General features: G+C 45.3%; 21 protein-coding genes. 11 read left to right on the top strand and 10 right to left on the bottom strand.

Annotated elements, in window-relative coordinates; translation table 11 throughout:
- Positions 1 to 103: 103 nt before the first annotated feature.
- From spo0A to WIG73_RS03470, 4 genes are all read right to left on the bottom strand, one after another.
- A complete protein-coding gene (gene spo0A / locus WIG73_RS03485; protein ID WP_249312853.1) occupies positions 104 to 910 on the bottom strand; it encodes a sporulation transcription factor Spo0A in 807 nt (268 codons plus the stop codon).
- Between the two features lie 255 nt (positions 911 to 1,165).
- Positions 1,166 to 2,284, bottom strand: a complete 1,119-nt coding sequence (gene rpoD / locus WIG73_RS03480; RefSeq protein WP_249312854.1) for an RNA polymerase sigma factor RpoD — start codon at positions 2,282 to 2,284, stop codon at positions 1,166 to 1,168.
- Complete coding sequence (dnaG, locus tag WIG73_RS03475) at positions 2,277 to 4,055, bottom strand: DNA primase (protein WP_249312856.1); 1,779 nt, start codon at positions 4,053 to 4,055, stop codon at positions 2,277 to 2,279. The genes rpoD and dnaG overlap by 8 nt, the downstream gene beginning before the upstream one ends.
- 80 nt (positions 4,056 to 4,135) lie before the next feature.
- Positions 4,136 to 4,939 carry an AraC family transcriptional regulator gene (locus tag WIG73_RS03470; RefSeq protein WP_249312857.1) on the bottom strand — a complete coding sequence of 268 codons (804 nt, stop codon included), beginning with the start codon at positions 4,937 to 4,939 and terminating at the stop codon, positions 4,136 to 4,138.
- Positions 4,940 to 5,092: 153 nt separating this feature from the next.
- Here WIG73_RS03470 and WIG73_RS03465 point away from each other — a divergent pair, with 153 nt between their 5' ends.
- The 5 genes from WIG73_RS03465 to WIG73_RS03445 all read left to right on the top strand — a co-directional run bounded on the left by WIG73_RS03465 (position 5,093) and on the right by WIG73_RS03445 (position 11,982).
- Positions 5,093 to 5,770 carry an RraA family protein gene (locus WIG73_RS03465; RefSeq protein WP_249312859.1) on the top strand — a complete coding sequence of 226 codons (678 nt, stop codon included), beginning with the start codon at positions 5,093 to 5,095 and terminating at the stop codon, positions 5,768 to 5,770.
- Positions 5,771 to 5,794: 24 nt separating this feature from the next.
- Positions 5,795 to 6,493: an SDR family oxidoreductase gene (locus tag WIG73_RS03460; RefSeq protein WP_249312861.1), complete on the top strand. Its 699-nt coding sequence runs from the start codon at positions 5,795 to 5,797 to the stop codon at positions 6,491 to 6,493.
- 15 nt (positions 6,494 to 6,508) lie between these two features.
- A complete protein-coding gene (locus WIG73_RS03455; protein WP_249312864.1) occupies positions 6,509 to 7,570 on the top strand; it encodes a glycoside hydrolase family 88 protein in 1,062 nt (353 codons plus the stop codon).
- Positions 7,571 to 9,568, top strand: coding sequence for a hypothetical protein (locus tag WIG73_RS03450; RefSeq protein WP_249312867.1), 1,998 nt, complete (start codon positions 7,571 to 7,573; stop codon positions 9,566 to 9,568).
- Between the two features lie 206 nt (positions 9,569 to 9,774).
- Positions 9,775 to 11,982: a carbohydrate binding domain-containing protein gene (locus WIG73_RS03445; protein ID WP_337399316.1), complete on the top strand. Its 2,208-nt coding sequence runs from the start codon at positions 9,775 to 9,777 to the stop codon at positions 11,980 to 11,982.
- Positions 11,983 to 12,010: 28 nt separating this feature from the next.
- Here WIG73_RS03445 and WIG73_RS03440 read toward each other — a convergent pair whose 3' ends face one another.
- The gene (locus tag WIG73_RS03440) at positions 12,011 to 12,250 is read right to left on the bottom strand and encodes a hypothetical protein (RefSeq protein WP_177678735.1); all 240 of its coding nucleotides are present in this window, start codon (positions 12,248 to 12,250) and stop codon (positions 12,011 to 12,013) included.
- Between the two features lie 263 nt (positions 12,251 to 12,513).
- Here WIG73_RS03440 and WIG73_RS03435 point away from each other — a divergent pair, with 263 nt between their 5' ends.
- From WIG73_RS03435 to WIG73_RS03410, 6 genes are all read left to right on the top strand, one after another.
- Entirely contained in the window at positions 12,514 to 12,744 is a 231-nt protein-coding gene (locus WIG73_RS03435) for a helix-turn-helix domain-containing protein (RefSeq protein ID WP_177678733.1), read from the top strand.
- An 11-nt stretch (positions 12,745 to 12,755) separates the two neighbouring features.
- Positions 12,756 to 12,986: a helix-turn-helix domain-containing protein gene (locus tag WIG73_RS03430; protein ID WP_177678731.1), complete on the top strand. Its 231-nt coding sequence runs from the start codon at positions 12,756 to 12,758 to the stop codon at positions 12,984 to 12,986.
- Positions 12,987 to 13,000: 14 nt separating this feature from the next.
- Positions 13,001 to 13,216 (top strand): helix-turn-helix transcriptional regulator, encoded by a 216-nt coding sequence (locus WIG73_RS03425; protein ID WP_249312874.1) that lies wholly within the window; start codon positions 13,001 to 13,003, stop codon positions 13,214 to 13,216.
- An 18-nt stretch (positions 13,217 to 13,234) separates the two neighbouring features.
- Complete coding sequence (locus WIG73_RS03420; RefSeq protein WP_249312877.1) at positions 13,235 to 13,462, top strand: helix-turn-helix transcriptional regulator; 228 nt, start codon at positions 13,235 to 13,237, stop codon at positions 13,460 to 13,462.
- Between the two features lie 134 nt (positions 13,463 to 13,596).
- Positions 13,597 to 14,115 carry a manganese efflux pump MntP family protein gene (locus tag WIG73_RS03415; protein WP_337399333.1) on the top strand — a complete coding sequence of 173 codons (519 nt, stop codon included), beginning with the start codon at positions 13,597 to 13,599 and terminating at the stop codon, positions 14,113 to 14,115.
- Positions 14,116 to 14,302: 187 nt separating this feature from the next.
- Positions 14,303 to 16,942, top strand: coding sequence for a cation-translocating P-type ATPase (locus WIG73_RS03410; protein WP_337399315.1), 2,640 nt, complete (start codon positions 14,303 to 14,305; stop codon positions 16,940 to 16,942).
- A gap of 39 nt (positions 16,943 to 16,981) precedes the next feature.
- On the opposite strand, the gene WIG73_RS03405 is transcribed toward WIG73_RS03410, so the two are convergent.
- From WIG73_RS03405 to WIG73_RS03385, 5 genes are all read right to left on the bottom strand, one after another.
- Entirely contained in the window at positions 16,982 to 18,841 is a 1,860-nt protein-coding gene (locus WIG73_RS03405; RefSeq protein WP_337399314.1) for a M56 family metallopeptidase, read from the bottom strand.
- Between the two features lie 17 nt (positions 18,842 to 18,858).
- Positions 18,859 to 19,224 carry a BlaI/MecI/CopY family transcriptional regulator gene (locus WIG73_RS03400; protein WP_337399313.1) on the bottom strand — a complete coding sequence of 122 codons (366 nt, stop codon included), beginning with the start codon at positions 19,222 to 19,224 and terminating at the stop codon, positions 18,859 to 18,861.
- A 133-nt stretch (positions 19,225 to 19,357) separates the two neighbouring features.
- Positions 19,358 to 19,954: a GNAT family N-acetyltransferase gene (locus tag WIG73_RS03395; protein ID WP_249312888.1), complete on the bottom strand. Its 597-nt coding sequence runs from the start codon at positions 19,952 to 19,954 to the stop codon at positions 19,358 to 19,360.
- Positions 19,954 to 21,288, bottom strand: a complete 1,335-nt coding sequence (locus WIG73_RS03390) for a Na+/H+ antiporter NhaC family protein (RefSeq protein WP_337399312.1) — start codon at positions 21,286 to 21,288, stop codon at positions 19,954 to 19,956. Before WIG73_RS03390 ends, WIG73_RS03395 begins: the two co-directional genes overlap by 1 nt.
- 160 nt (positions 21,289 to 21,448) lie before the next feature.
- Positions 21,449 to 22,768 (bottom strand): hypothetical protein (locus WIG73_RS03385; protein WP_337399311.1); only part of this gene is annotated, 1,320 nt, incomplete at its 5' end.

The raw sequence follows: 22,768 nt of genomic DNA, 5'->3' as shown, positions 1-22,768 counted from the left end.
TAAATAATTTTTATAGTAGCGGCCTGCGCGCCTTAGGGGGAGGTTTGTATCATAAATCCTATGGTGCGCAGGCCGAAGGGTGGGGGCGTTTCTCAAGGCACCGTTACATTGCTTTTTTCATTTTCAGCTTAATGGAATCGGAAATCATGGCTATGAACTCGCCGTTTGTGGGTTTTCCCTTGTTGGTGTCGATGGTATAGCCGAAAATGTCTGTCAATACTTCCTCGCGGCCGCGGTTCCATGCCACTTCAATAGCGTGGCGGATAGCGCGTTCCACTCTGGAGGAGGTGGTGCTGAAGTTTTTTGCCACGGTGGGATATAACAGTTTTGTTATGGAGTTAATAAACTCATCATCATGGATACACAAGTCAATTGCGTTTCTTAAATAGTTGTAGCCTTTGATGTGGGCGGGAACGCCAATGTCGTGAATGATGTCTGTGATAACGCTTTCTAAATTGTTCTCATCAATGGGCATGTTCATATTTTTTGCAATTCCATTAGATTTTGAAATACTCTGAATGGATGCCGGAATATTCATAAAAGAATACAATTGACGGATTCGGTCTGCAATCACGGCATAGTCGTTGCAAGGCTTCATGATATAATAGTGTGCGCCCAATGAAATTGCCTTTTGTGTTACTTTATCGTTGCCAATGGCGCTGTACATAATATAGCAGGTATTTGCACAGGACTGGTTTTGCGCCAGCCGCTCCAATAACCCTAAACCGTCCAGCCTTGGCATTACAATATCTAAAATTGCCACATCGGGTTTTAAATTGCAAATTTGTTTATATCCTTCTTCTCCGTTTTCTGCAGTTCCAACCAGTTCTATGTCCGGCACATTTTGAAAATATTCTGTCAAACTATTTCGCACCTCTAAGTTGTCATCTACTAATACAATTCTTATCATGTCATATTCCTCCTGATGTCTTTTGAATTAATTGGTAATTATTTACATCTCCGTTATGAGACTATTATAACACGTTAATTTTTATAATTCAAGTACTTTTTACCAATTTTTGTAAATAATTTGGAATTAAATGGTAGATGTTTCGGGTTTCTACAGTATATTACGCTTTCTGTCAAAAATCGACGTGACAATATGACACGAAGAGTGACGTACAGGCAAAAAATAAAACGCGGGGCACATCCCGCGTTTTATTTTTTATTCTAAATAGTCTTTTAATTTTTTGCTTCTGCTAGGATGCCGCAGCTTTCTTAAAGCTTTTGCCTCAATTTGGCGGATCCGTTCGCGTGTTACGTCGAACTCCTTGCCGACTTCTTCCAGTGTTCTGGCGCGGCCGTCTTCCAAACCAAACCGCAGCTTTAAAACCATTGATTCTCTGGGAGAAAGCGTGTCTAACACGTTGCCCAGCTGTTCTTTCAGCAGCATAAACGATGCGGCTTCAGAAGGCGCCGGCGCGTCGTCGTCCGGGATAAAGTCTCCCAGGTGGCTGTCTTCCTCCTCGCCGATGGGGGTTTCCAATGACACAGGCTCCTGGGCAATTTTCATAATTTCGCGCACTTTGTCAATCGACATGTTCAGTTCTTTTGCAATTTCATTGGGGTGCGGGTCGCGGCCCAATTCCTGCACCAGCTGGCGGGAAACACGAATTAACTTGTTAATGGTTTCCACCATATGCACCGGAATTCGAATGGTTCTTGCCTGGTCGGCAATGGCGCGGGTAATGGACTGGCGAATCCACCAGGTGGCGTAGGTGCTGAATTTATAGCCCTTTGCATAGTCAAACTTTTCAACGGCCTTAATCAGACCTAAATTACCCTCCTGAATTAAATCCAAAAACAGCATGCCTCGGCCAACATAACGCTTTGCAATGGAGACAACTAAACGAAGGTTTGCCTCGGCCAAACGCTTTCTTGCAGTAACGTCGCCTTCCGACATGCGCTTTGCCAAATCCATTTCCTCTTCTGCGTCTAAAAGCGGAACCTTGCCGATTTCTTTTAAATACATCTTGACATGGTCATCAATGGAAACGCCTTCTGCCGACGAAATTTCCATTACCTCGGCGTTAATGTCCATATCCTCGGAGGGTTTAATTTCTTCAAATTCCTCCTCAATTTTTTCCATTTCCTTGTCAAGGTCAGAAACTACTTCGATGCCCTCGTGTTCTAAAACCTCGTATATATGTTCAATTTGCTCCGGCTCCATTTCAATTTCCGACAATGAATCCATAATCTCCTTGTAGGTTAAAATGCCGTTGGTGCGGCCTTTGGCAGTCAGTTTGGCAATGGCGTCTGATTTCTTTTGTTCAACTTCAGTCAATTTCGCTTCTCCTCTCGTTTTCCTTTTTGATAAGAGCGTTTATCTCATCAATTTTGCCCTCGGCGGCAAGCTTGTTAATCCGGTTATTCAAATTCTGCTTTTTAATTTTATTGATATTATCTTTCACAGCCGCAACAGAGTCCCCCATATATTCTTTATATAAAATATCCGCCGCCAAGGCTTTCATTTCCTCCGGCAGGGAGGACAAAAACACAGGTGCGTTGCAGCTGTCGTTACTTTCTTTAAATTTTATGATGGCCTGAAACAAATCCCTGTTTTTTAAATCGGTCAGCTCGTCAGGAGAAACTTCTGATTTTGCGGTGCGAAACGCGGAGTTGTTAAAAAACATTAAATTCAGCAGCATTCGCTCCGCTTTATAAACGGAGGTGGGCTGGGCCGTCTGCCCCCGCGGAAGCATGTCAGGTTTGTTAACGCTTTGCACCTTCCGCTCCTGCATTTTTAATTGCTTGCGGTTTTTGTTATAAATCAGTTTATTCACCTGGGCCGAAATTGATTCTACGGAAATATCGGTTTCGTGAGAAATTCGTTTCATGTAAATTTCGCGCTCCACCGCGTTGGGATTTTGCGCCAAAATTTCGGCGGCCTTTTCTAAAAACTCAACCGTTTGGTCTGATTCGACAAGATTATAGTTTTTCCTGGCCTTTAAAATTCTATACTCCGTGGCGGAAAGCGCTTTTGCAATTACCTGTTTAAAGCTTTCCACCCCTTTGGTTTTTAAAAACTCGTCCGGGTCTTTTGCGCCAGTATAGGACAAAACCTTTAACTTCACCCCGCCGGCACTTAAAATATCAATTGCCTTGTCTGCTGCTTTTTGCCCGGCCTCGTCGCTGTCATAGCAGACGTAAACTACGTTAGAATATCGCTTGAGCAAAGAGGCCTGTCCGTCGGTTAAAGCGGTGCCTAGGCCTGCCACGGCGTTTGGGAAACCGTAAACGTGCAGCGACACAGCGTCCATATAGCCCTCCACCAAAATCAGCCCGTCTTTTGCGCCGAACTGCTTGGCCACATTTAAGCCGAACACATTGTCCCCCTTGTGAAAAACAGGCGTTTCCGGCGAGTTCATATATTTTGCGGCGTCGTCCCCTAAAGCGCGGCCGCCAAATGCAATCACATTTCCCCGCACGTCAATGATGGGAAACATCAGACGGTTGCGGAACTTGTCGTAAACGTGGCCCTTGTCGTTTTTCACCGCCAGGCCGGCCATAACGATTTCGTCATTTTTATAACCGTGTCCGTTTAAAAATGAAGTCAGGTCCGACCAGGATTCCGGCGCAAACCCAATTCCATAGGTGGCAATAATTTCGCGGGTTAGCCCCCGTTTCGAAGCGTAGCCCCGGGCCGCTTTGGCAGCCTCGGTGGAAAGGTTTGCCACAAAATGCTTTGCGGCGAGCTTGTTCATTTTTAAAATCCGTTCCCGCATGTCATGCCTTTTCTGCACCGCAGGACTGTAAACCTCCTCCTCCAGCACAACGCCGGCGCGGTCGGCCAGAAACTTTATGCAATCCACAAAGTCCAGGTTTTCAATTTTCATGATAAAGTCAATTAAATTGCCGCCCGTTCCACAGCCAAAACAATAGAAAAGTTGCTTGTCAGCGCTGATGTGGAACGAGGGGGTTTTTTCGCGGTGAAAGGGGCACAAGCCTACATAATCGGAACCATTTCTGCGCAAAGAAACATAAGACGAAACAACCTCAACAATGTCACAGCGCCGAAGAACTTCATCAATGGAACTTTGCAAAAACCGCGCCAATTGAAAACCTCCTTTAAAAAACACGTAAACTTCCTTCTACCTATTATATTCGACAATAAACGCTTTTTTCCTTTTTTCTTTCAAAAAGATTTTTCCTGCCGCTGGGTGCGGAACGCGTTCGGAGCCAAGCCAAACGTTTTTTTAAAAAGGTCGCTGAAATAAAATACGTTTTTAAACCCGCATAGGCGCGCGGTTTCGCTGACGTTAAACTCATTGGCCGCCAAAAGGTCTTTTGCCTTGTTTAAACGCAGATATAATATATATTGTTTCGGAGACTTCCCATAATATGCAGTAAATAGCTTGCGAAAGTGAGAAAGTGAAAATCCGGCCTCGCCGGCTAAAAATTCAAGGGAAATATCTCCGGTAAAGTTTTCCTGAATATATTTTTTTGCAAAATCCAGCTGCCCATGGCCGGGCGCGGCGCTTTCCATTTTTGCAGAGAGTAAAGATATTAAAATTTCCTGCACAATTGTGCGGCTTTTCAAGCGGTAGAGCGGTTCTTTTCCTGCCCACACCTTTGAAAGAGTGAAAAACAAACGGCCCGCCTCGCCGGAAACCTTAGGCACATAAATCATGCTGCGGTTATAACCGGCTTTGCTTCTTTTATATAACGTAAGGTCAAAATTCACCGAAACAAAATGCCAGGGATGCAGTCTGTCGGCTTTTCCTGACCGGACATTGCCCGGCGGGAAAATGCAAACGTCGTTTGGCCCGGCAGAAATTTTTCTGCCGTCTGTTTCATAGGTCACAAAACCGTCGGCGGAAAACGCCATAACATAGTTTTGCTCAAAACATATATTTTTTACCGCCCAGCTTGCTGTGTGGGGCCGTTCCACCACATAGTTTACATCTGTTACCACAAAATCCATATTTTCATAGCCCATTTTCAAAATCTCCCTTGTTTGTGTTGATTTTATCATACCATTGGCGGTAAAAAAAGTAAAGCGTTTTCTATATGAAAAAATCGTTTCTTTAATGGAAATGCTTAAAAAAACGTGATAAAATAAAATCAAATACCAAATAAAAAGGGTGAGAAAATGGAACGAGTGATAAAACAGTTTCCCATTTTGGAGGCGGAGCTTTGCGCAAGATACATGGGCGTGACAACGCCCATGGTGAACGACGTGCTCCGAGCTATGGGAAAGCTTAGTCAAACGCTTCCTGAAACGATTATGCCGCTTAAAGACGAAATGAAAGTGGCGGGTATTGCGTTTTGCATCAGCGGTGAGAAAAGCACCGAGCAGGAGGGCGAAATGGAGGAGCGCGCCAAAATGCTGGAGGCAATCGGAAAAGACACGGTTTGCGTTTGGGCAACCGGCGGTGACAACAGCGCGGCCCAGTGGGGCGAAATCATGACCATGGCGGCAAAATCCCGGGGCTGCCGCGGCGCAATGGTTGACGGCGGCGTGCGTGACACAAACCGCGTGCTGGAACAAGGCTTCCCAGTGTTTTGCCGTTACAGAAGTTCAAGCGGCATGCTGGGCAGGTTCCGTTTAACGGGCTATCAAAAGCCGGTTACCATTGGCAAAGTTACCATCTGCCCGGGAGACGTGATGCTGGGGGACATTGACGGCTGTATCTGTATTCCCAGAGATATTGCCTATGAGGTTCTGGTGGAAGCAGAAAAGATAAGGGACAATGAAGTGGAAATTAAAAAAATGGTAGATGGGGGCATGAAGCCCTCTGAAGTGGTTCAAAACGGCGGATATTTTTAAAAGGAAGAAAGGATGGAAATAAACATGGATTTTAAAGGTAAAAACGTAATTGTAACGGGAGCAAGCGGCGGAATTGGCTGTGCGCTGTGTAAAAAGCTTTCAGAAAACGGCGCTTTTATTGCTGCGGCCAGCCACACAGAAGACGGGGCAAAGGCAATTGCATCGGAGCTTGGGGAAAATTGCTTTTCCATGAGCGTAGACGTAACCAAAGAAGCGGAAGTTATAAAATTTTATAAAGCCGCGGTGGAAAAGCAGAAAAAGTTTGATTATCTGGTAAACCTGGCCGGTCTGTCCATGCCTTGCAAATACGACGAGGCGGAGGAAAGCCTTTATGACACGGTGATGGATGTGAACGTGAAAGGCTCGTTTTTGATGAGCAAGCATTTTGCAGGATATGCAAACGACCCGGCCATGATTATTAACACCGGCAGCATGGCGGCCCGCAACACCAATGCCAACGCGCCGGTTTACTGCATGGCAAAAGGTGCGGTGAACAAGCTGTCTGAGGGACTGTTTTTGCAGTATGCCAAAAGGGGCATCCGCGTGACCACAGTAAATCCCGGCGGCGTGGACACACCTTTCTGGGGCGACCGCCCGGTAGACAGAACCGCGTTGATGACAGCGGAGAACGTGTCGGACATAATTTATTTTTTAATGACGACACCGTCCCATGTGCAAATCCACTCTATCGACTTTGAATGTACGGCAAAATTTAAAAAGTAAAGTGAGGAACGGAAAATGAAACCTCTTGACATGGCGCAAAACCTAGTTTTGAGAAATCAAAAAATGCACGTTCCGTCTCAATATTACGGTCTGTTGATGTTCTACGGCGCGGCGCAGGCCGCGGCGGAATTAGAAAGTCCCCGGTTTTTGAAGAAGGTAATTGGTTTTTTAGACGCCTATCCCGACAAAACGGGCCAAATGGTAGGCAATTTCGACAGCTACACCGCAGGAGGAAACGGGAAAGCATATTTCACCTATCTTGACAAAATTGGGAAGATTACCTTAGCAAAGGACGTAAAAGAGCGGTTTTATGCCGCAACCAGGGAATATGCAGACAAAACCTTGGCGGCTCCCAAAAGTGCGGACGGCATTTTGACTTCGGCAAAAGTGGGGCCGGACAAGGTGTGGATTGATGTTGTCACCTGTGTTACCCCCTTCATGCTGTTTGCCGGCCTGGCGCTTGACAACGAAGCGTATGTTGACTTTGGCGCAGAACAGTGCTTCTTGATGTATGAGCTGTTTTTAGACAAAGAAAACGGCCTTTTGCACCAGTGCCGGGGCTTTGTTACGGGAAAACCGGAGGCAATTTCAAAAGATCACTGGTCCAGAGGAAACGGCTGGGGATATGTTGGTTTTGCAGATTTAATTTCATATTTGCCAAAAACCTCCCGCCATTTTGAAAAAGCAAGAAACGAGTATGTGAAATTTACAGATGCGCTGTTAAAAGTTCAGACAGACGGCGGCATGTGGAACCAGGAGCTGACCGACAAAGACGCCTGGCATGAAACCTCCGGCACAGCATTAATTCTTTACGGCTTAGGCGCTGGAATTCGGCGGGGCATTTTAAAGGACGAACGCTATAAAAAAGCATTTCAAAAAGGCATAAATGCTCTTTTAGGCTTTATTGACAACGACTTTGCTACCTACAACTCCTGCCCGGGGTGCCTTTGCCCGAAGCGGACGGGTGAAATTGCAGAGTATTTGGCCCTGGTGCCGCCGAAAGACGAAGTGCACTCCTACGGCGCGTTTATTTTAGCGTTGACAGAAGCCCACAGGAACGGAATGGAGGAGATTTAAGTGATTCAGTTTATTCAGTCTGAGGAAATTAATACGTTTTTAAGCCAGCCGGAAGACAGCCATGTGAAAACCCTTTATAAAGAAGTGAAGAATCGGGCAAAACAGCATATTTTAGCAGACAGCTTCTCCCATTCTGGCGACGCCTGCGCGTGGTATCACGTGTGCTCAAGCCGCATGTCGGACGTGTGCGTGTTCTATCTTGCAGAAAAAGACGAGGAGGCGGCCAAGTGGATAAAAAACCGCGCGCTTGACATTGCGGCCCTCTCTGAGGAAGAATGGCTGGGGCCTTTTTACAGGCCGAAGCAAAAGCCCTGCATTGGGTCGCTGGAAACGGCGCACATTGCTGTGACGCTGTGCGACGCCTATGTGAACGGATATGCGCTGTTCCATCAAGAAGAAAAAAATAAAATAGAGGCGGCATTAAGAAATTATGGCCTGCACCTTTGTGAGCGGTATATTACCGAAGTACTGGCAGGAAACGCCTTTCAGGGGCGCATTATAAACTGGTTCATGGTGCTGTTAAACGGCTTTGGAACCTGCGCGGCGGTGCTGTCAGACGGCGCGGCCATGGAGCGAGCACTGACATATTGCAAAATGGCGGAAGAGGCGTTTAATTCAGACAGCTATGGGGAAAGCCTGCAATATTCCAGCTATGCGGCCCACAATCTGGCCCATTTTCACGAGGTGGCCGAACGGTTCGGCATAGACGAAGAAAAACTGAACACCGAAGTTTTTGCAAACCTTGCAGGCTGGTATGCCTCCAGCTATATTGGAAAGCATGTTGTTAACCGCATAGGCGGCAGCGTGCCGCAGTTTTTTAATTTTGGAGACAGCGCGCATATTTACAGGCCCTCTGGCGACCTTTTGGCGCGAATTGCGCGAAAGAGTAAAAACGAACGCAGCCGGGGCCTTGCAAAGTGGCTTTTAGAGGAACTTTATCAGGGGGAAAGCCTTTTGTCAGACGAACTTTCTGCATTTGGCTTTCACTATACGGGCAGCTACTGCGTTTTTCAATATCCCTACGAAACAGCGGCCGTTTCGCCCAAGCAGGCGTTGCTTCCGGAATTTAACGTGTTTGAAAACGGGCACATTTTCATGCGCGATGCGTGGGAAAACCCTGGCTCGGAGCTGGCAATTTCTGCGGGTTACAAACCGCTTGCAGCTACCGCCCACCGGCATTTTGACCAAAACAGCTTTCAGCTTCAGGTGTTTGGTGAGCGTTTTTTCCACGACCCCGGCCACTGCTGCTACCGCTTAAACGCCCACCAGCGCTCCCGTAATGCGGAAAGCCACAACTGTGCGCTCATCTTTAAAAATGGGCGGGAACTTGTGCAAAAGGAGGTTTCCGGTGATGTCCGCCACTACACAGAGCCGCTTAACAGCCTGGTTTGCGCGAGAGCAGCGGGGGATATGTATGTGGTGATTTCCGACGGCACAAAGCTCTACGGCGGCGAGGTGAAAAAATATGTTCGCGCCTTTTTTGTAAAGCTGCCCCACATGATGGCAGTTATAGATTTTGTGGAAGCAGACGAGCCTGTTTCACTTTGTGCAAATTTCACGCTGGATAACCGGGAAAACGATTTAAAGGTGCACATATATAATGAAGAACGAATTGTGTTCCGCAAAGGGCAAAGCGCCGTAAAGCTGTTTTCTATGTATGCGGCGGCTGACGGGGAAGTATGCGGCACAGACTTTTCATTTGGCTGGGGCTATGCCCACGACTACTATCACCCGGAACCGAATTTTCATGGGCAGGGCAAAGAGGGGAGCGGCCTTTGCTACCGCTGGAAGCCGCAGAAAGAGGGAAAAACCAATCTTCTGCTGCACACAATTTGCTTTGATAAAGAGGAACAAATCCGCGGCTGGCACGTAACAAAAAATGAAACCGAAATTCATTTGGAGTCGCCGGACAAAACCGACTATTTTGACCTTGAAATCAACGGCACTGATATGATTCTGACACAGCCAAATGGTCAAACTGACAAATTTACACTATGACACTCATGCAGAAATTGTGCATTATATGCAAAAAATGGCGGCGAAATTATGCATTTTGCTGAATTTTAAACAACCCCTTTGATTTTTATGAAAAGTATGATAAAATACAACTGTATTAATATAGACAAAGGGGTATACCCCTTTGTTGTATGTATAAAATACATACAACAAATAGTTTTCACTAAATAATGAAGGGGAGAGATAAAATGAAGAAATTATGTTCCTTGCTGCTGTCACTTACCATGGTGTTCAGCCTGGCGGCGACTTTTGGCATTTCGGCTAGCGCGGCGGATGTTTCAAACACGTTTTGGCGTGGGTTTGAAACAAACGTGAAGGACTACAGAGATGACCGCGGCGCCAAATCAGAATGGGTGGAAGAAGGCATTGGTGGGAGCCACGGCGCACTAAAAATTCAAAACGGTGCATCAGAAGTTTCTGAACCGCAATATGGCGGCGTAACCTGGGAAAAAATTGTAAATGTTCCTAATGACAAGAAGTATAATATTTCTATGTGCATTAAACCATTGGACATGGAAGACACAAATTTTGCTGGGAACAGGGCAATGTTTGTGTTCTATCACTATTATAAACAGGACGGTGGTTCAGAAAAATCGTTCCACGACATTGTGTATTTCAGCAAGGTAGAACAGCTGACAGACGGTTGGCTGAAGCTTTCGTATGACGGACATACTATGAGCTCTGGGGATGCCGGAAATGCGCAGACACCTACAGGAACCTATTCCGGTTATTCCAGGATAGAGTTCCGTGCCGGAAGAAAAACGGGAACCTATTTAATTGACGATTTACGGGTTGAGCCTGTTCCGGGAAACGAGCTTGTAACCGGCAATGATGAGACTCAGGGGCCGGTTTATCTGGTAAACGATACCAATGAAACCAGCAACACCGACATTGGCGGAGCAAATGGAACCGCAGGCTGCAGACTGGTGAAACCTACAGGTCAAACGGCAGACGGAGTCAGTTTTGGCAATTTAAAATTAAAACCCGGTCAGGCCTATAAGTTCTCGTGGTGGGCTAAGGGCACCGCTAATGAAACAGATGCTTCGCTTTCTACAATTGGACTATATTTGTATGGATATGTAAACTCTTATTTTACGTTAAAAGACGGTGCACCAACCGTAACTTATAACATTATTATGAAAAATGACGACGCACTGACAGGTGACTGGCAGTATTATGAATGTATTTTTAAAACGCCGAACCAAACAGTTCCGGAGGAATGTTACGAGCGGGTAGTTTCGTTTTATCCGAGATTACACAACGTGGCTGGTTCGCAGATGACAGGCGCTTTGGCTGAATTTGCCGGAAAATCTGGCATGGAATATTATATTGATGAAATAAAATTAGAACAGTTGGAAAGCGTTTACAACGGCGATTTTGAAGACTCGCTTGACACGTTGGTTTACGGCCACGAAAGACAGGCGGGTTATAAACCGTGGATCACTGAAACGGGAACCACCGCGGTAAATGCTTCAGAAGCAGACAGGAATTTTGCCCGCGTAACCCAAACAGGCGCAGCAACCGACGGATTTTCCGCCTACGTTGCAATGGACCCGTCAGTAACTTACAAAATTAAGTTCGACGCAAAGAGCGACGTTGCCGGGGCAAAACTTGGTGCTTCCATTTACAAGGCAGAAGGCGACACTGCGTCATCAACCCAGGCAGAGTTAACCAGCGAATGGGCGTCTTATGAAGTAATTGTAAAAAACACCGACACGCTGATTACATCGCCGAAGCTTACCTTTACCATGACAGACGGCACCACTCCGCTGGCAGGAGATTTTGATATTGACAACGTAAGCTTTGAAGTTCTGCCGGAATTTGAATCTGCCATTTCCGCGACCAGCAAAGAGGTAGGCGGCGTGATTTCGGGCAGTGCAGAGTTCGACGGCAGTGCGGACTTTGGTTTCCAAAGGGTGTTTATTTCAAAAGACGGCAAAACATGGGGACAACTGGCAGAAGGGGATACCGGAGCAGGAGCTTCGTCTTCCTACACCATTACGGAAAAGGATGCAGGTAAATATATCCGGTTTCTATATACGCCCGGTTTAACAGCTGGAGCAGACTATATTTACACCCCGTCTTTGCGCACGGCAGTCCGTAAAATTGCGTTCACGGGCACATGGGGAACAGATTTAACCGCAGAAGTGAACATTGTTACAGACACGTTTGACACAGAAGAATTTGTAGCCATTGTTGCGCTGTATAACAGCGACGACGAAATGATTGGCGTTGAAACCTATAACGTAAACGAACTGATGAACAACACCTCAGGAACTTATTCTATTCCCTGCGGTGACACAACCGAAGCGGCATATGCGAAAGCGTATTTGTGGAACAACTTTGTTTCCATTGCGCCCTACTGTGTTTCTGACACAGCGCGCCCTGCGGAATAAAATAACAAAAAGCAAAACGCCGCAGACATTAGTCTGCGGCGCTTTTTTCGCGGCTTAAAACTCTTGCCAGAGAGTTTGCCGCTGTGCGAAAACCGTCGAGATAACCCTGCGCAAACGCGTTTTTGGAGACAACCATCTCCATCTCGCCGCAGATGTCAAAAACCTCGTCTTCAAAGCGTTCATATTCAGAAGTTGAAAAGGAATTTTTGCACAGGACTAACTTTTTCCTTAAAACTTCTTCCAGTTCAAGGAATTTTGTGTTTTCCAAAAGTGACTCACCTCTCCCGAAATGGGGGCGCGGAACGGCATGCCATTCCGCGCCGGGGGATTATTAGTGGTAATCATACGTTGACAAGGTCCGCCACAAAATGATATAATAAATCTGCTACGAACTATGTATATCTTTCCTATGGGGGACTCGTGCCTTTTTTGATTACAAACAGATTATATCACGTTATCCAGTGAATGTCAAGATGAATCACTGTATAAAATGAAATTTGTGCAAAATACTGAAAAAGAGGTGCAAAATTTATGTATAATACACAAAAAATTGCTGAAAGAATTAAATTACAAGCAAAATTACGTGGTGTTACAATGCAAACGATGCTTTCAGAAATTGGTTTAGGAATAAACACAGTTTCACAATTAGCAAAAGGTCAGGTTATATCATCAATAAAACTTGCTCAAATTGCAGATTATCTTGATTGTTCTGTAGATTATCTCTTATGTAGAACGGATAATTCGAGAATTTTAAATAAGTAGGTGAAGATATAATGTGTTATTATACTGAGAAAATTGCAAACAGAATAAAAAAATGTGCTAGGGAACGTAGTGTAACTTTACAAAAAATGCTATCCGATTTGGGATTTGGCATTAACTTGATTTCTCAATTGGCTCATGGGCAAGAAATTTCGTCTATAAATCTTGCAAAGATTGCTGATTATTTAGGTTGCTCAGTAGACTATTTGTTAGGAAGAACGGACAATCCGAAAATAAATCATTAAGGAAGGTTCGGCGAATGTTTAAAGATATTTTAAATAAAAAACTAGAAGCAAACGATTTATCCGTATATCAGATTGCAAAAGAAACAAATATTCCAAAATCCACACTGTATGAATGGTCTTCGGGTGAGCGGGAACCTTTTTCTGAGTACCTTGTTCCATTGGCCGATTATTTGGGCTGTTCCGTAGACTATTTGTTAGGAAGAACAGACAATCCAAACATAAATAAGTGATAAAAGGATTGGAATTTTATGAAACATGAAAAGACAGCAAAAATTATTAAAGAATTATGTTATAAAAAAAATGTTTCCATTACCAAATTGTTAGATTCATGCGGTATAAGAAAAAGTTTAATATATGATTTGGAAAAACGACATTATACACCCTCAGCCGAATTGTTAGAAATAATTGCGGACTATTTCAATTGTTCCGTAGATTACCTGCTGGGCAGAACAGACAATCCAAGAATCAATGAGTAGTTATTCTATTGACATTTTTTCTATCATATGGTATAATAATCGTCTATATTCGGCGAGTATTTTTAAAAATAATTTTAAGTTGGTGGAACAATTTGGGATTAATCGAACTTTTTCTGATTGCGGTCAGCTTATCAATGGACGCATTCGCGGTTTCCGTCTGTAAGGGGCTGTCTGTCAGCAAAGTAAACTTAAAGCACGCGCTTACAGCAGGCCTTTATTTCGGCGGGTTTCAGGCGCTCATGCCGCTGATTGGCTTTTTTTTGGGAACGCAGTTTCGTTTTATGATTGAAAAATGTGACCATTGGATTGCGTTTGCGCTGCTCACCATTATTGGCATTAACATGATTCGGGAGTCGAGGGGCTCGGGCGACGAACTAAACAGCTCGTTTTCATTCCGCTCTATGCTGCCGCTGGCATTGGCAACCAGCATCGACGCGCTGGCAGTTGGCGTAACGTTTGCATTTTTAAATGTGAACATTGTTCCTGCAGTTTGCTTTATCGGCTCAATCACATTCATTTTGTCTGCCGCCGGCGTGAAAATTGGGAATGTGTTTGGGTTAAAATATAAGTCCAGGGCAGAACTTGCCGGTGGAATTGTTTTAATTTTAATGGCGGTTAAAATTCTGCTGGAACACCTGGGCGTGTTTGCATAAGACAAGACGACATCATTATGAGGGAGTAATTCCGCGTAAAATTGACGCGGGATAGCACCAACATCATGGCGGCAAAGCCGCCTGGTCTATCCATAAAGAATGAGACTCATATACAAATCCTGCCGGAGGCGTATATGAGTCTTTCTTTTTCATAAACTAAAGGAAGTACACTTAGGAGGGAAACGGCTTGAAAGAGTATTTAACAGAAGTCAGCGAAGTGCTGAAGCAAAATCAGACGTCACAAAATGGTTTAACCTCTGCCAGCGCTGCCGAACGGTTTGCAAAGTTTGGGCCAAACAAGCTCAAAGAGGGCAAAAAGGTGTCGCTTGCTGCGCGGTTTTTAAAAGAACTGGCAGACCCCATGATTTTAATTTTAATTGCCGCCGCCGTTATTTCGGGCGTTACAGCAGTTTATGCAGGGGAATCTTTTGCCGACGTCATTATCATTATGATAGTTGTTTTAATTAACGCAGTGCTTGGCGTTGTGCAGGAGAGCAAGGCGGAAAAGGCCATTGCGGCTTTGCAGGAAATAACAGCCGCCACCTCTAAGGTGATACGCGACGGACATCAAATCACAGTGAAAAGCGAGGAGTTAGTGCCGGGCGACATCATTGTGTTAGAAGCGGGAGACGCTGTTCCTGCCGACGCACGAATTATTGAAAGCGCCAGCATGAAAATTGAGGAAGCGGCCCTTACAGGCGAGTCTGTTCCGGTGAACAAAGCTGTTTCGGCATTGTCGCTGGGCGATGAAAAAGACGTGCCCTTAGGCGACCGCAAAAATATGGCCTACATGGGCAGCACGGTTGTTTATGGCAGAGGCCAGGCAGTTGTTACGGGAACGGGCATGAACACCGAAATGGGCAAGATTGCAGACGCGCTGTCTGCCGCCAAAGATGATGAAACGCCCCTGCAAAAAAAGCTCAACCAGCTGAGCAAAGTGTTAAGCTTTTTAGTAATTGGAATTTGCGTGTTTATCTTTGCGCTGGACGTGTTCCGCTCCTATCCCAACATAACGGGGCAGGGCATGCTCGACACCTTTATGGTTGCTGTGAGTCTGGCGGTTGCGGCCATCCCCGAGGGACTGGCAGCTGTGGTTACCATTGTGCTGTCTATTGGCGTTACCAACATGTCGAAACGCAATGCGGTGATAAGAAAGCTCACGGCGGTTGAAACGTTAGGCTGCACCCAGGTAATTTGTTCCGACAAAACCGGAACGCTGACCCAGAATAAAATGACGGTTGTGGAACACGCCGGGCCGGACATAGACTATCTTGCCACGGCAATGGCGTTAGCAAGCGATGCGGAGTTGGACGAAAATAATGACGCAGTGGGGGAGCCGACAGAATGTGCTTTGGTAAACGACGCATTTAAGCTTGGCTTTCATAAAACAGAATTAAAGCAAAAGTGCCCCAGAATTGGGGAAGCGCCGTTCGACTCCGGACGGAAGATGATGAGCACGGTGCATAAAACAGAAAACGGGGCCATTGTGCAGTTCACCAAGGGCGCGCCGGACGAGGTGTTAAAACGCTGTACCCATGTATGGGCAAACGGAGAAGCGGTGGAGCTGGACGACGAAACACGCAAAGCAATTTTAGAAAAAAACAAAAATATGGCAGACAGGGCGCTGCGCGTTCTTTGCGGCGCAATGAGAAGCTATGACGCGCCGCCCGAAAGCTTTGAAGCAGACAATTTGGAGCAGAACCTTTGCTTTTTAGGACTTTCCGGTATGATTGACCCCATCCGCCCCGAGGTGAAAGCCGCTATTGACGAGTGCAAGCAGGCGGGAATCCGTCCGGTGATGATAACGGGTGACCACAAAGACACCGCCGCCGCAATTGCAAAGGAACTGGGAATTTTATCGCCGGAGGGCGAAGCCATTACCGGCGCACAGCTTAATGATATGTCTGATGAGGAACTAAAACAAAACATAGAAACCTTTTTGGTTTATGCCCGGGTTCAGCCCGAGCACAAGGTTCGCATTGTGAAAGCATGGAAAGCCGAGGGAAAAGTGACAGCCATGACAGGCGACGGCGTAAACGACGCGCCGTCGATTAAAAACGCAGACATTGGCGTGGGCATGGGCATTACCGGAACCGACGTGACGAAAAACGTGGCCGACATGGTCTTAGCAGACGACAACTTTGCCACCATTGTTTCCGCAGTGGAGGAAGGCCGCCGGATTTACGACAATATCCGCAAAGCCATTCAGTTTTTGCTGGCGTCAAACCTTGCCGAGGTGCTGTCAATATTCTTTGCAACCATTTTGGGGTTTGTGGTGTTAAAGCCGGTGCACCTATTGTGGATTAACCTGATTACAGACTGCTTCCCAGCCTTAGCATTGGGCATGGAGAAAAGCGAGGGCGACATTATGCGCCGTTCGCCCAGAAATGCAAAAGACGGCATTTTCGCCGGCGGAATGGGAATAGACGTAGTTTTACAGGGCGTGATTGTAACAATTTTAACCCTTTCGGCATATTTTATCGGCCATTTCATTGAAGCCGGCAGATGGGAAATTGTAAACAGTGCAGACGGCATGACAATGGCGTTTTTAACCCTTTCCATGGTTGAAATTTTTCATTCGTTCAACATGCGGTCACGGCGCAAATCGGTGTTTTCCTTAAAAAATCAAAATAAATTTTTGTGGGGCGCAATGATACTGTCCTTCATTTTAACCACCGCGGTCATTTATGTGCCGTTTTTGTCAGACGCATTCGGCTTTGAGCATATCTCGCTTTTAGAATATGCCATTGCAATGGGGCTGGCTGTGGTAATTATTCCGATTATTGAGCTTGTGAAATTAGTTCAGAGAAAAGCAGGAAAAGAATAAAGCAAAAAGCCGCGAATTAAGCTTCGCGGCTTTCTTGTTTTAGTTTACAGTTTCAAATTCATGAATGCGGTAGGTTCCATCCTGCTGTTTTTCTAAAACCACCTGAAACGACCGTCTTCCGCCCCATACGGAAGAATGGGCCGGGCGCTCACATTCCACCGTTACCTGAATGCGTTTTTCGGCGCTTGCCGCACCAGTTGAAAAGGGAATGTTCATTGAAATGACAGACGCTTTCGTCATATCATAGACGTTTGCTAAATATGGTCCGCCGTCTAAATAACGAAAATATTTGTCAATGCAGTTCTGCGTGCAAAAGAGCTTCATAGCCTCAAAATCGGAAACCGCAAAGGCTTCAAAAAAGCTGTTCATAACCGAGGAGGGATTTTTAAAATTAGTGCCGTTATATACAACCGTTTCTCCGTCCGCTTTTGAAGGAACAGATATACTTTCAACAACAGCCCCGTTTTTATTGTATGCGATATAGCCCAAATCTCCCATTTGGTGGCTGAACATATAGTCAATATAGGAAAACGGAACGTAGGCTACGGAATCTTTTAAAACCGGCGCATTTTCCATTTTCTTTTCCGTCTTGGCACTTTCTGTTTCGGGATTTAACAAAAGTTGTGGCAATCCAATTTCCAGCCCGTAACGGTATAAAAATGTTGTCAGTTCCTCGTGGCCGCCGTCTGCGCCTGTTATCGTCGCCGGCACATCAATGGCTACACACAGAGCAATTTTTCCTTCGTTCCAACTGAGGTAGCTTTCTTCCTGCTGAAAAACTCCTGCTTTTTCAAAGGTTTCCCGCAGGGGCAGGTAGACCTCGCCGTTTTTCATAAATGGCTCGTTGGTTAAGTTCATTTTCGCGCCGTTCATCAAAAAATCAATCCGATAATCGGTGTTAACCGTGTTCTGCAAAAGGCCGCTTGCAAATGCTGTTGCCGACAGCATTACCGCCGCAACAAAAACCGAAACAGCTGCGGTGAGCCTGCTTTTCTTCTTTCTATTTTTCATCATTTCAAATCTCCTTTTTAAGTTTTTTTTGCTCCCTGCCATCTGTGTAGTCAGGGGCCTTGCCTTAAGCTGTGCGTTTGTCAGCATGTTTAAAATCATGCGCATATAGTCAATCTGTTCCTGTGCAGATAAATTCTGCGCAACACAGTAGTCGCAGGAGACCTCGCATTCCTCCTCAATTTGCTTCGATACGGCATAAACCACCGGGTTAAACCAGTGAACGCTGCAAACGAGCGCTGCAAACCATTTATATAACAGGTCGCGCCGCCGCACGTGCGTCAGCTCATGCAGCAGAATATAGCGCAGGTCTTCCTTGCCGCAGACGTTTTTCGGCAGAAACAAAACCGGGCAGAACACGCCGATAACAAGCGGCGCGTCTAACAGCTCCGTCCAGCGGACCGACAAGGCAGGAGGCAAGTTTTCAATCACGTCCGGCACGGTTTTGCCGCAGTCCGGAAATGAATTTTGATTTACCACCCTCAGAAACAGAGCGTAATGGATAATCTTATACAAAAAGGTGCCTATCGCGCCCAGCAGCCATAAAGCGGCAAACACAAGCCATGCAGCTTTTGCTGGATTAGTTTGCCTGCGAACGGGTGTCTCCTGCGCTTCAGAAACAGGCACAGTATTTTCTGTGTTTCTTTTCAGTGCGTCATCAATCACCGTGTTTTGCGCTGTCTGTGTGACGGCTTGCGCATCCGGCGTTTTGGCAGGCAGAGAAAACGACACGGGAAAAACGAGAATCACCAAAACCACAAGCCAGATGTAAAACTGCCAGCTTGGAGAAAAAAAACGCTTTGTAATTGGCTTTATCAAAAGCAAAACCAACCCCAAAACACCACCGCAAACAGAGAGCAGGAGCACGCTTTTTGCAATTTGCGTCAACATAAAAGATTCCCCCTTTTTTAAAGGTCAAACAGTTTTCTAATTTCTTCAATATCGTCTTTTGTCATGTCGTCGCTTTGAAAGAGAGAAACTGCAAGGGCTTTCGCAGAACCATTGTAGAGCTTTTGCACAAAGTTTTTTGTCTGCGCTTTTGTATATTCCTCTTTATCTAAAACCGGCGTATAACAATTCGTTCTGCCGTCCTTTTGGCAAATTACCGCACCTTTTTCCTCTAATCTAAGAAGCAGGGTAGCCACGGTTTTATATTTCCATTTGCTGCCAGACAGCGCATCGCACACGTCCTGCACTTTCATAGGGCAGTTCCCTTGCCACAGTGCTTTCATTACAGTAAGCTCCGCACCGCTGATTTCTTGATTTTGTGCCATTTCCAATAACCTCCTTGCATATTCTTACAGCTGTAATACAAATATATCTTACACCTGTAAGATATATTTGTCAAGCTTTTTTTACAAAAAAGACGGCACAGTTTTTACTGTGCCGTCATAGCAATCCAATTTATTACATGACATTTGCTTCGACAAAATGCTCCTGGTATTTGTTCCAATATTCCATATAGGTTTGAGCGTTTTCGTCAAAGTTTCGCTGATACATCCGGAATGTGACGGGTATATTTTTTGGCTGCCACTGCTCAAGATAGGAATATTTGTAGGTCATGCTCAGCTTTTTCATCACGGCCCCGCTTCTGGGATTATTCACGTCGTGGGTAGCGGTGATGTAAGGAAGTCCGGAATTTTTTAACCACTCCACAACCGTTTCGGCAGCTTCGGTGATAATGCCCTTGTGCCAAAATTCTTTTTTTAAACCATATCCAAAATCGTGATTTTCTGAATCACTGAGCCAGACATAGCCGATGGGAATGTTGTTTTCTTTCAAACAAACCGCATAGCGGCAGGCAAACGGTTTTTCGTAGTAGGTTAAAAATCTGTTTGTAAGAAAATCTGTTGCTTCCTGCTCTGTTTCCAACGGGAACCAGGGCAGAAAGGTGTTAACCTCTTTATCTTTCATAATTTCCCAAAAGGCTGGTAAATCATCTTTTGTAAATTTACGTAAAATGAGCCGCTGCGTTTCAAGAGTCGGCGTGTTTTCGTGTAACATTATGCGAATTCCTTTCTTGTTCTTTTGCTAAGAAAAATATAAACCAATGAAGTTAACAGCAATAAAAACGGATAAAACATCCACGGAATAATGGACAGGGCAGATACCGAAAAGCCCAGCTCTGCTGCACAGGAAACGGCAATGAGCATCTGTGCGCCGTAAGGAATGAGGCCCTGCACAATACAGCTAAACGTGTCTAAAATAGACGCGGCGCGCTTCGGTTCAATTTCATATTCTGCGGCCATTTCCTTTGCAATGGGGCCGGCTACCACAATGGCAACGGTGTTGTTTGCGGTGGCAATGTCCATAGCGCCTACCAACAGTCCCATGCCGAGCTGGCCGCCTTTATTGCCCCGGAACAGTTTTTTTATAAACGCCAGCAGAGCGTTAAAACCGCCGTGTTCTCTGATGAGCGCACACATGGCAGAAACCAGAACCGTTACAATAATGGTTTCAAACATGCCCTGCGCCCCTGCGCCGGCATTTGCCAAAAGTTCAATTGGGGCGGCTGAGCCGCTGATGAAAACAATGGCGGCTCCCGACACAATTCCTGCAAGCAAAACCACAAAAACGTTAAGCCCCGCAATGCCGCCAATCAGCACCAGAACATAAGGTATCAATTCCACCAAATTATAAGATTCGTTCACGACACTGTTAATTTCAGTGCCGAAGGACAGGGCAATGATGACAATGAGCGTCAAAACTGCTGCGGGCAGGGCAATTTTAAAGTTGGCCCGGAACTTGTCCCGCATGGGGCAGCCCTGGGTGCTGCAAGCGGCAATGGTAGTGTCGGAAATGAAAGACAGGTTGTCGCCGAACATGGCACCCCCCACCACCGAGGCAATGCACAGCGGCATGGAAAAGCCCGAAGCTGCGGAAACATTCACAGCAATGGGCACAATTATGCTGATGGTGCCGGTAGACGTTCCCATGGCGGTGGATATGAAGCACGACACAAGAAATAAAATAGCCACGGAAAACTGCGCAGGAACAATGCTGAGCAAAAAATATGCGGCGCTTGCTGCGCTGCTGCGGCCCAAAACGCCAACAAAAATGCCTGTGGTTAAAAAGATTAAAATCATTGTCATAATGTTTTTGTCGCCCACGCCCTTTGCCATGACACTTAGCTTTTCGTCAAACTTTAGCCCTCTGTTTTGCAGGCAGGCCACCAAAATTGCTGCCATGAATGCAACGACAATGGGAATGCTGTAAAATCCCATATTGATTTTCATGACATATTCAAACAAAATTCCAAGTCCCAGATATAAAATTAAAAAAACTAAAATCGGAAGCAGCGCGATGGGGTTTGACGCGTTATTTAACTCTTTTTTCATTTTTTACGCTCCTTTTTACCACAGTTGTATAACCCGAGTATAGCAAAATTTGAATTTCCTGTCAAGCAAAAAGCGCAGGCTAACACTGACGGCTAATAAAGAATATCATCTGGCTTCAGGAGCGTAAAAGGGATATTTTTTTATGACGGTTGCCAATATATTACCGATATTTTTTCCCTTTAAAAAGTATATCAAAGTTCTTTGTTACATCTTCACCATTTGAAGTGATGCATAAATGCACAAGGTTTTTGTCTTTTATCTTCACCTCTGCAACTGCACCGCCCTTAATTGCAAGCTTGAAAGAGATATCTCCCTTTTCAAGCGGAAATGCCGGCAAAATATTCACTGTTTTTCCATCGCTTTGCAGCAGCATTTCATTTACAGATGAAATAAACATTCCGCAAGCTGTGGTAAACCAAGGTTTTATTCTTACCGCAGGTTCGTTTATTTCAAACATTTCATGAAACACACCTGCCGATTCATAGCTTTCAGTCAAAGCATGATATGCTTTTTCCGGCATATTGGCTCTCGCGTAGCTAATTGCTTTCCAACACGCATACCAAGGCGAAATTCTTCTTCCCATAGGATACATATTACCGTATTTTTCACCATTTTCTTCAAAATCTTCCCACGCGTTTAAAAGTTTTTTGTCATAATCATCAATTACATGAAACGGAAACTTGCCTGCAAAAACAGCAATGCTTTTTTGGGTACAGCCCGTGTGAGGAACATACATATCTTTTTCAACAGGCAAGCTTTTACGCAGCTCAGACGCAATAAACCTACACTCTTTGCGATAATCTATATCAATCTCTAAAATTTCAGATGCTTCTGCGCAGCATTCGAGCAATTTAATTGCTCCGCAAGATGTCATAAATGGATTTTCAACTGCTGCACCAAGGCGTTCAAGGTCGGTACATTTACCAATGTAAAATCTTTCGCCGTCGCGGTAAACCATATAATTCGTAAAATACTTTGCACATGCACGAATCATTCTGTAACATTTTTTCAAAAAGTCCTTATCCCTTGTATACTCGTAGAATTCAAAGGCGCCCAGGCCAATTACAGGCATATGAAATACATGGTCAAGCCATGTGCCTATGGGGGAAAGCTCAATGTCAGCTTTTTCTCCTGTTTCCCACAAGAACTTTGCCATTTCTTGCGTTTCTTCTCTTTTGTGGCAGTCGCTTCCGTATTGGATAGCAGTTTCAAGACAAACATCAGCACGAAATGTGGGCACTCGCTTTGCAAGCTCTAACCGATTTGCTCCAAGCAGTGCATAAAAGCTATAATACTCATCAAATGCAAAGTATCTTCCGTGCCAATACCCGTTGTTAAGACCTATGGGGATAGAGTGTTTTGTTGTATAGCACTTTAAGTCATAAAGCGAGGTTTTGTAAATTTCGTTTAATTTTTTATCGGGAGTTTCAACATAACCAAGCGCAAAAAAGCTTTTGTAGTTTTCCTCGCATTCTGTTAA

The sequence above is a fragment of the Congzhengia sp. genome, from assembly GCF_037235575.1.
Classification (GTDB): domain Bacteria; phylum Bacillota; class Clostridia; order UBA1381; family UBA9506; genus Congzhengia; species Congzhengia minquanensis.
This window is presented reverse-complemented; position numbering and strand designations above follow the sequence as displayed.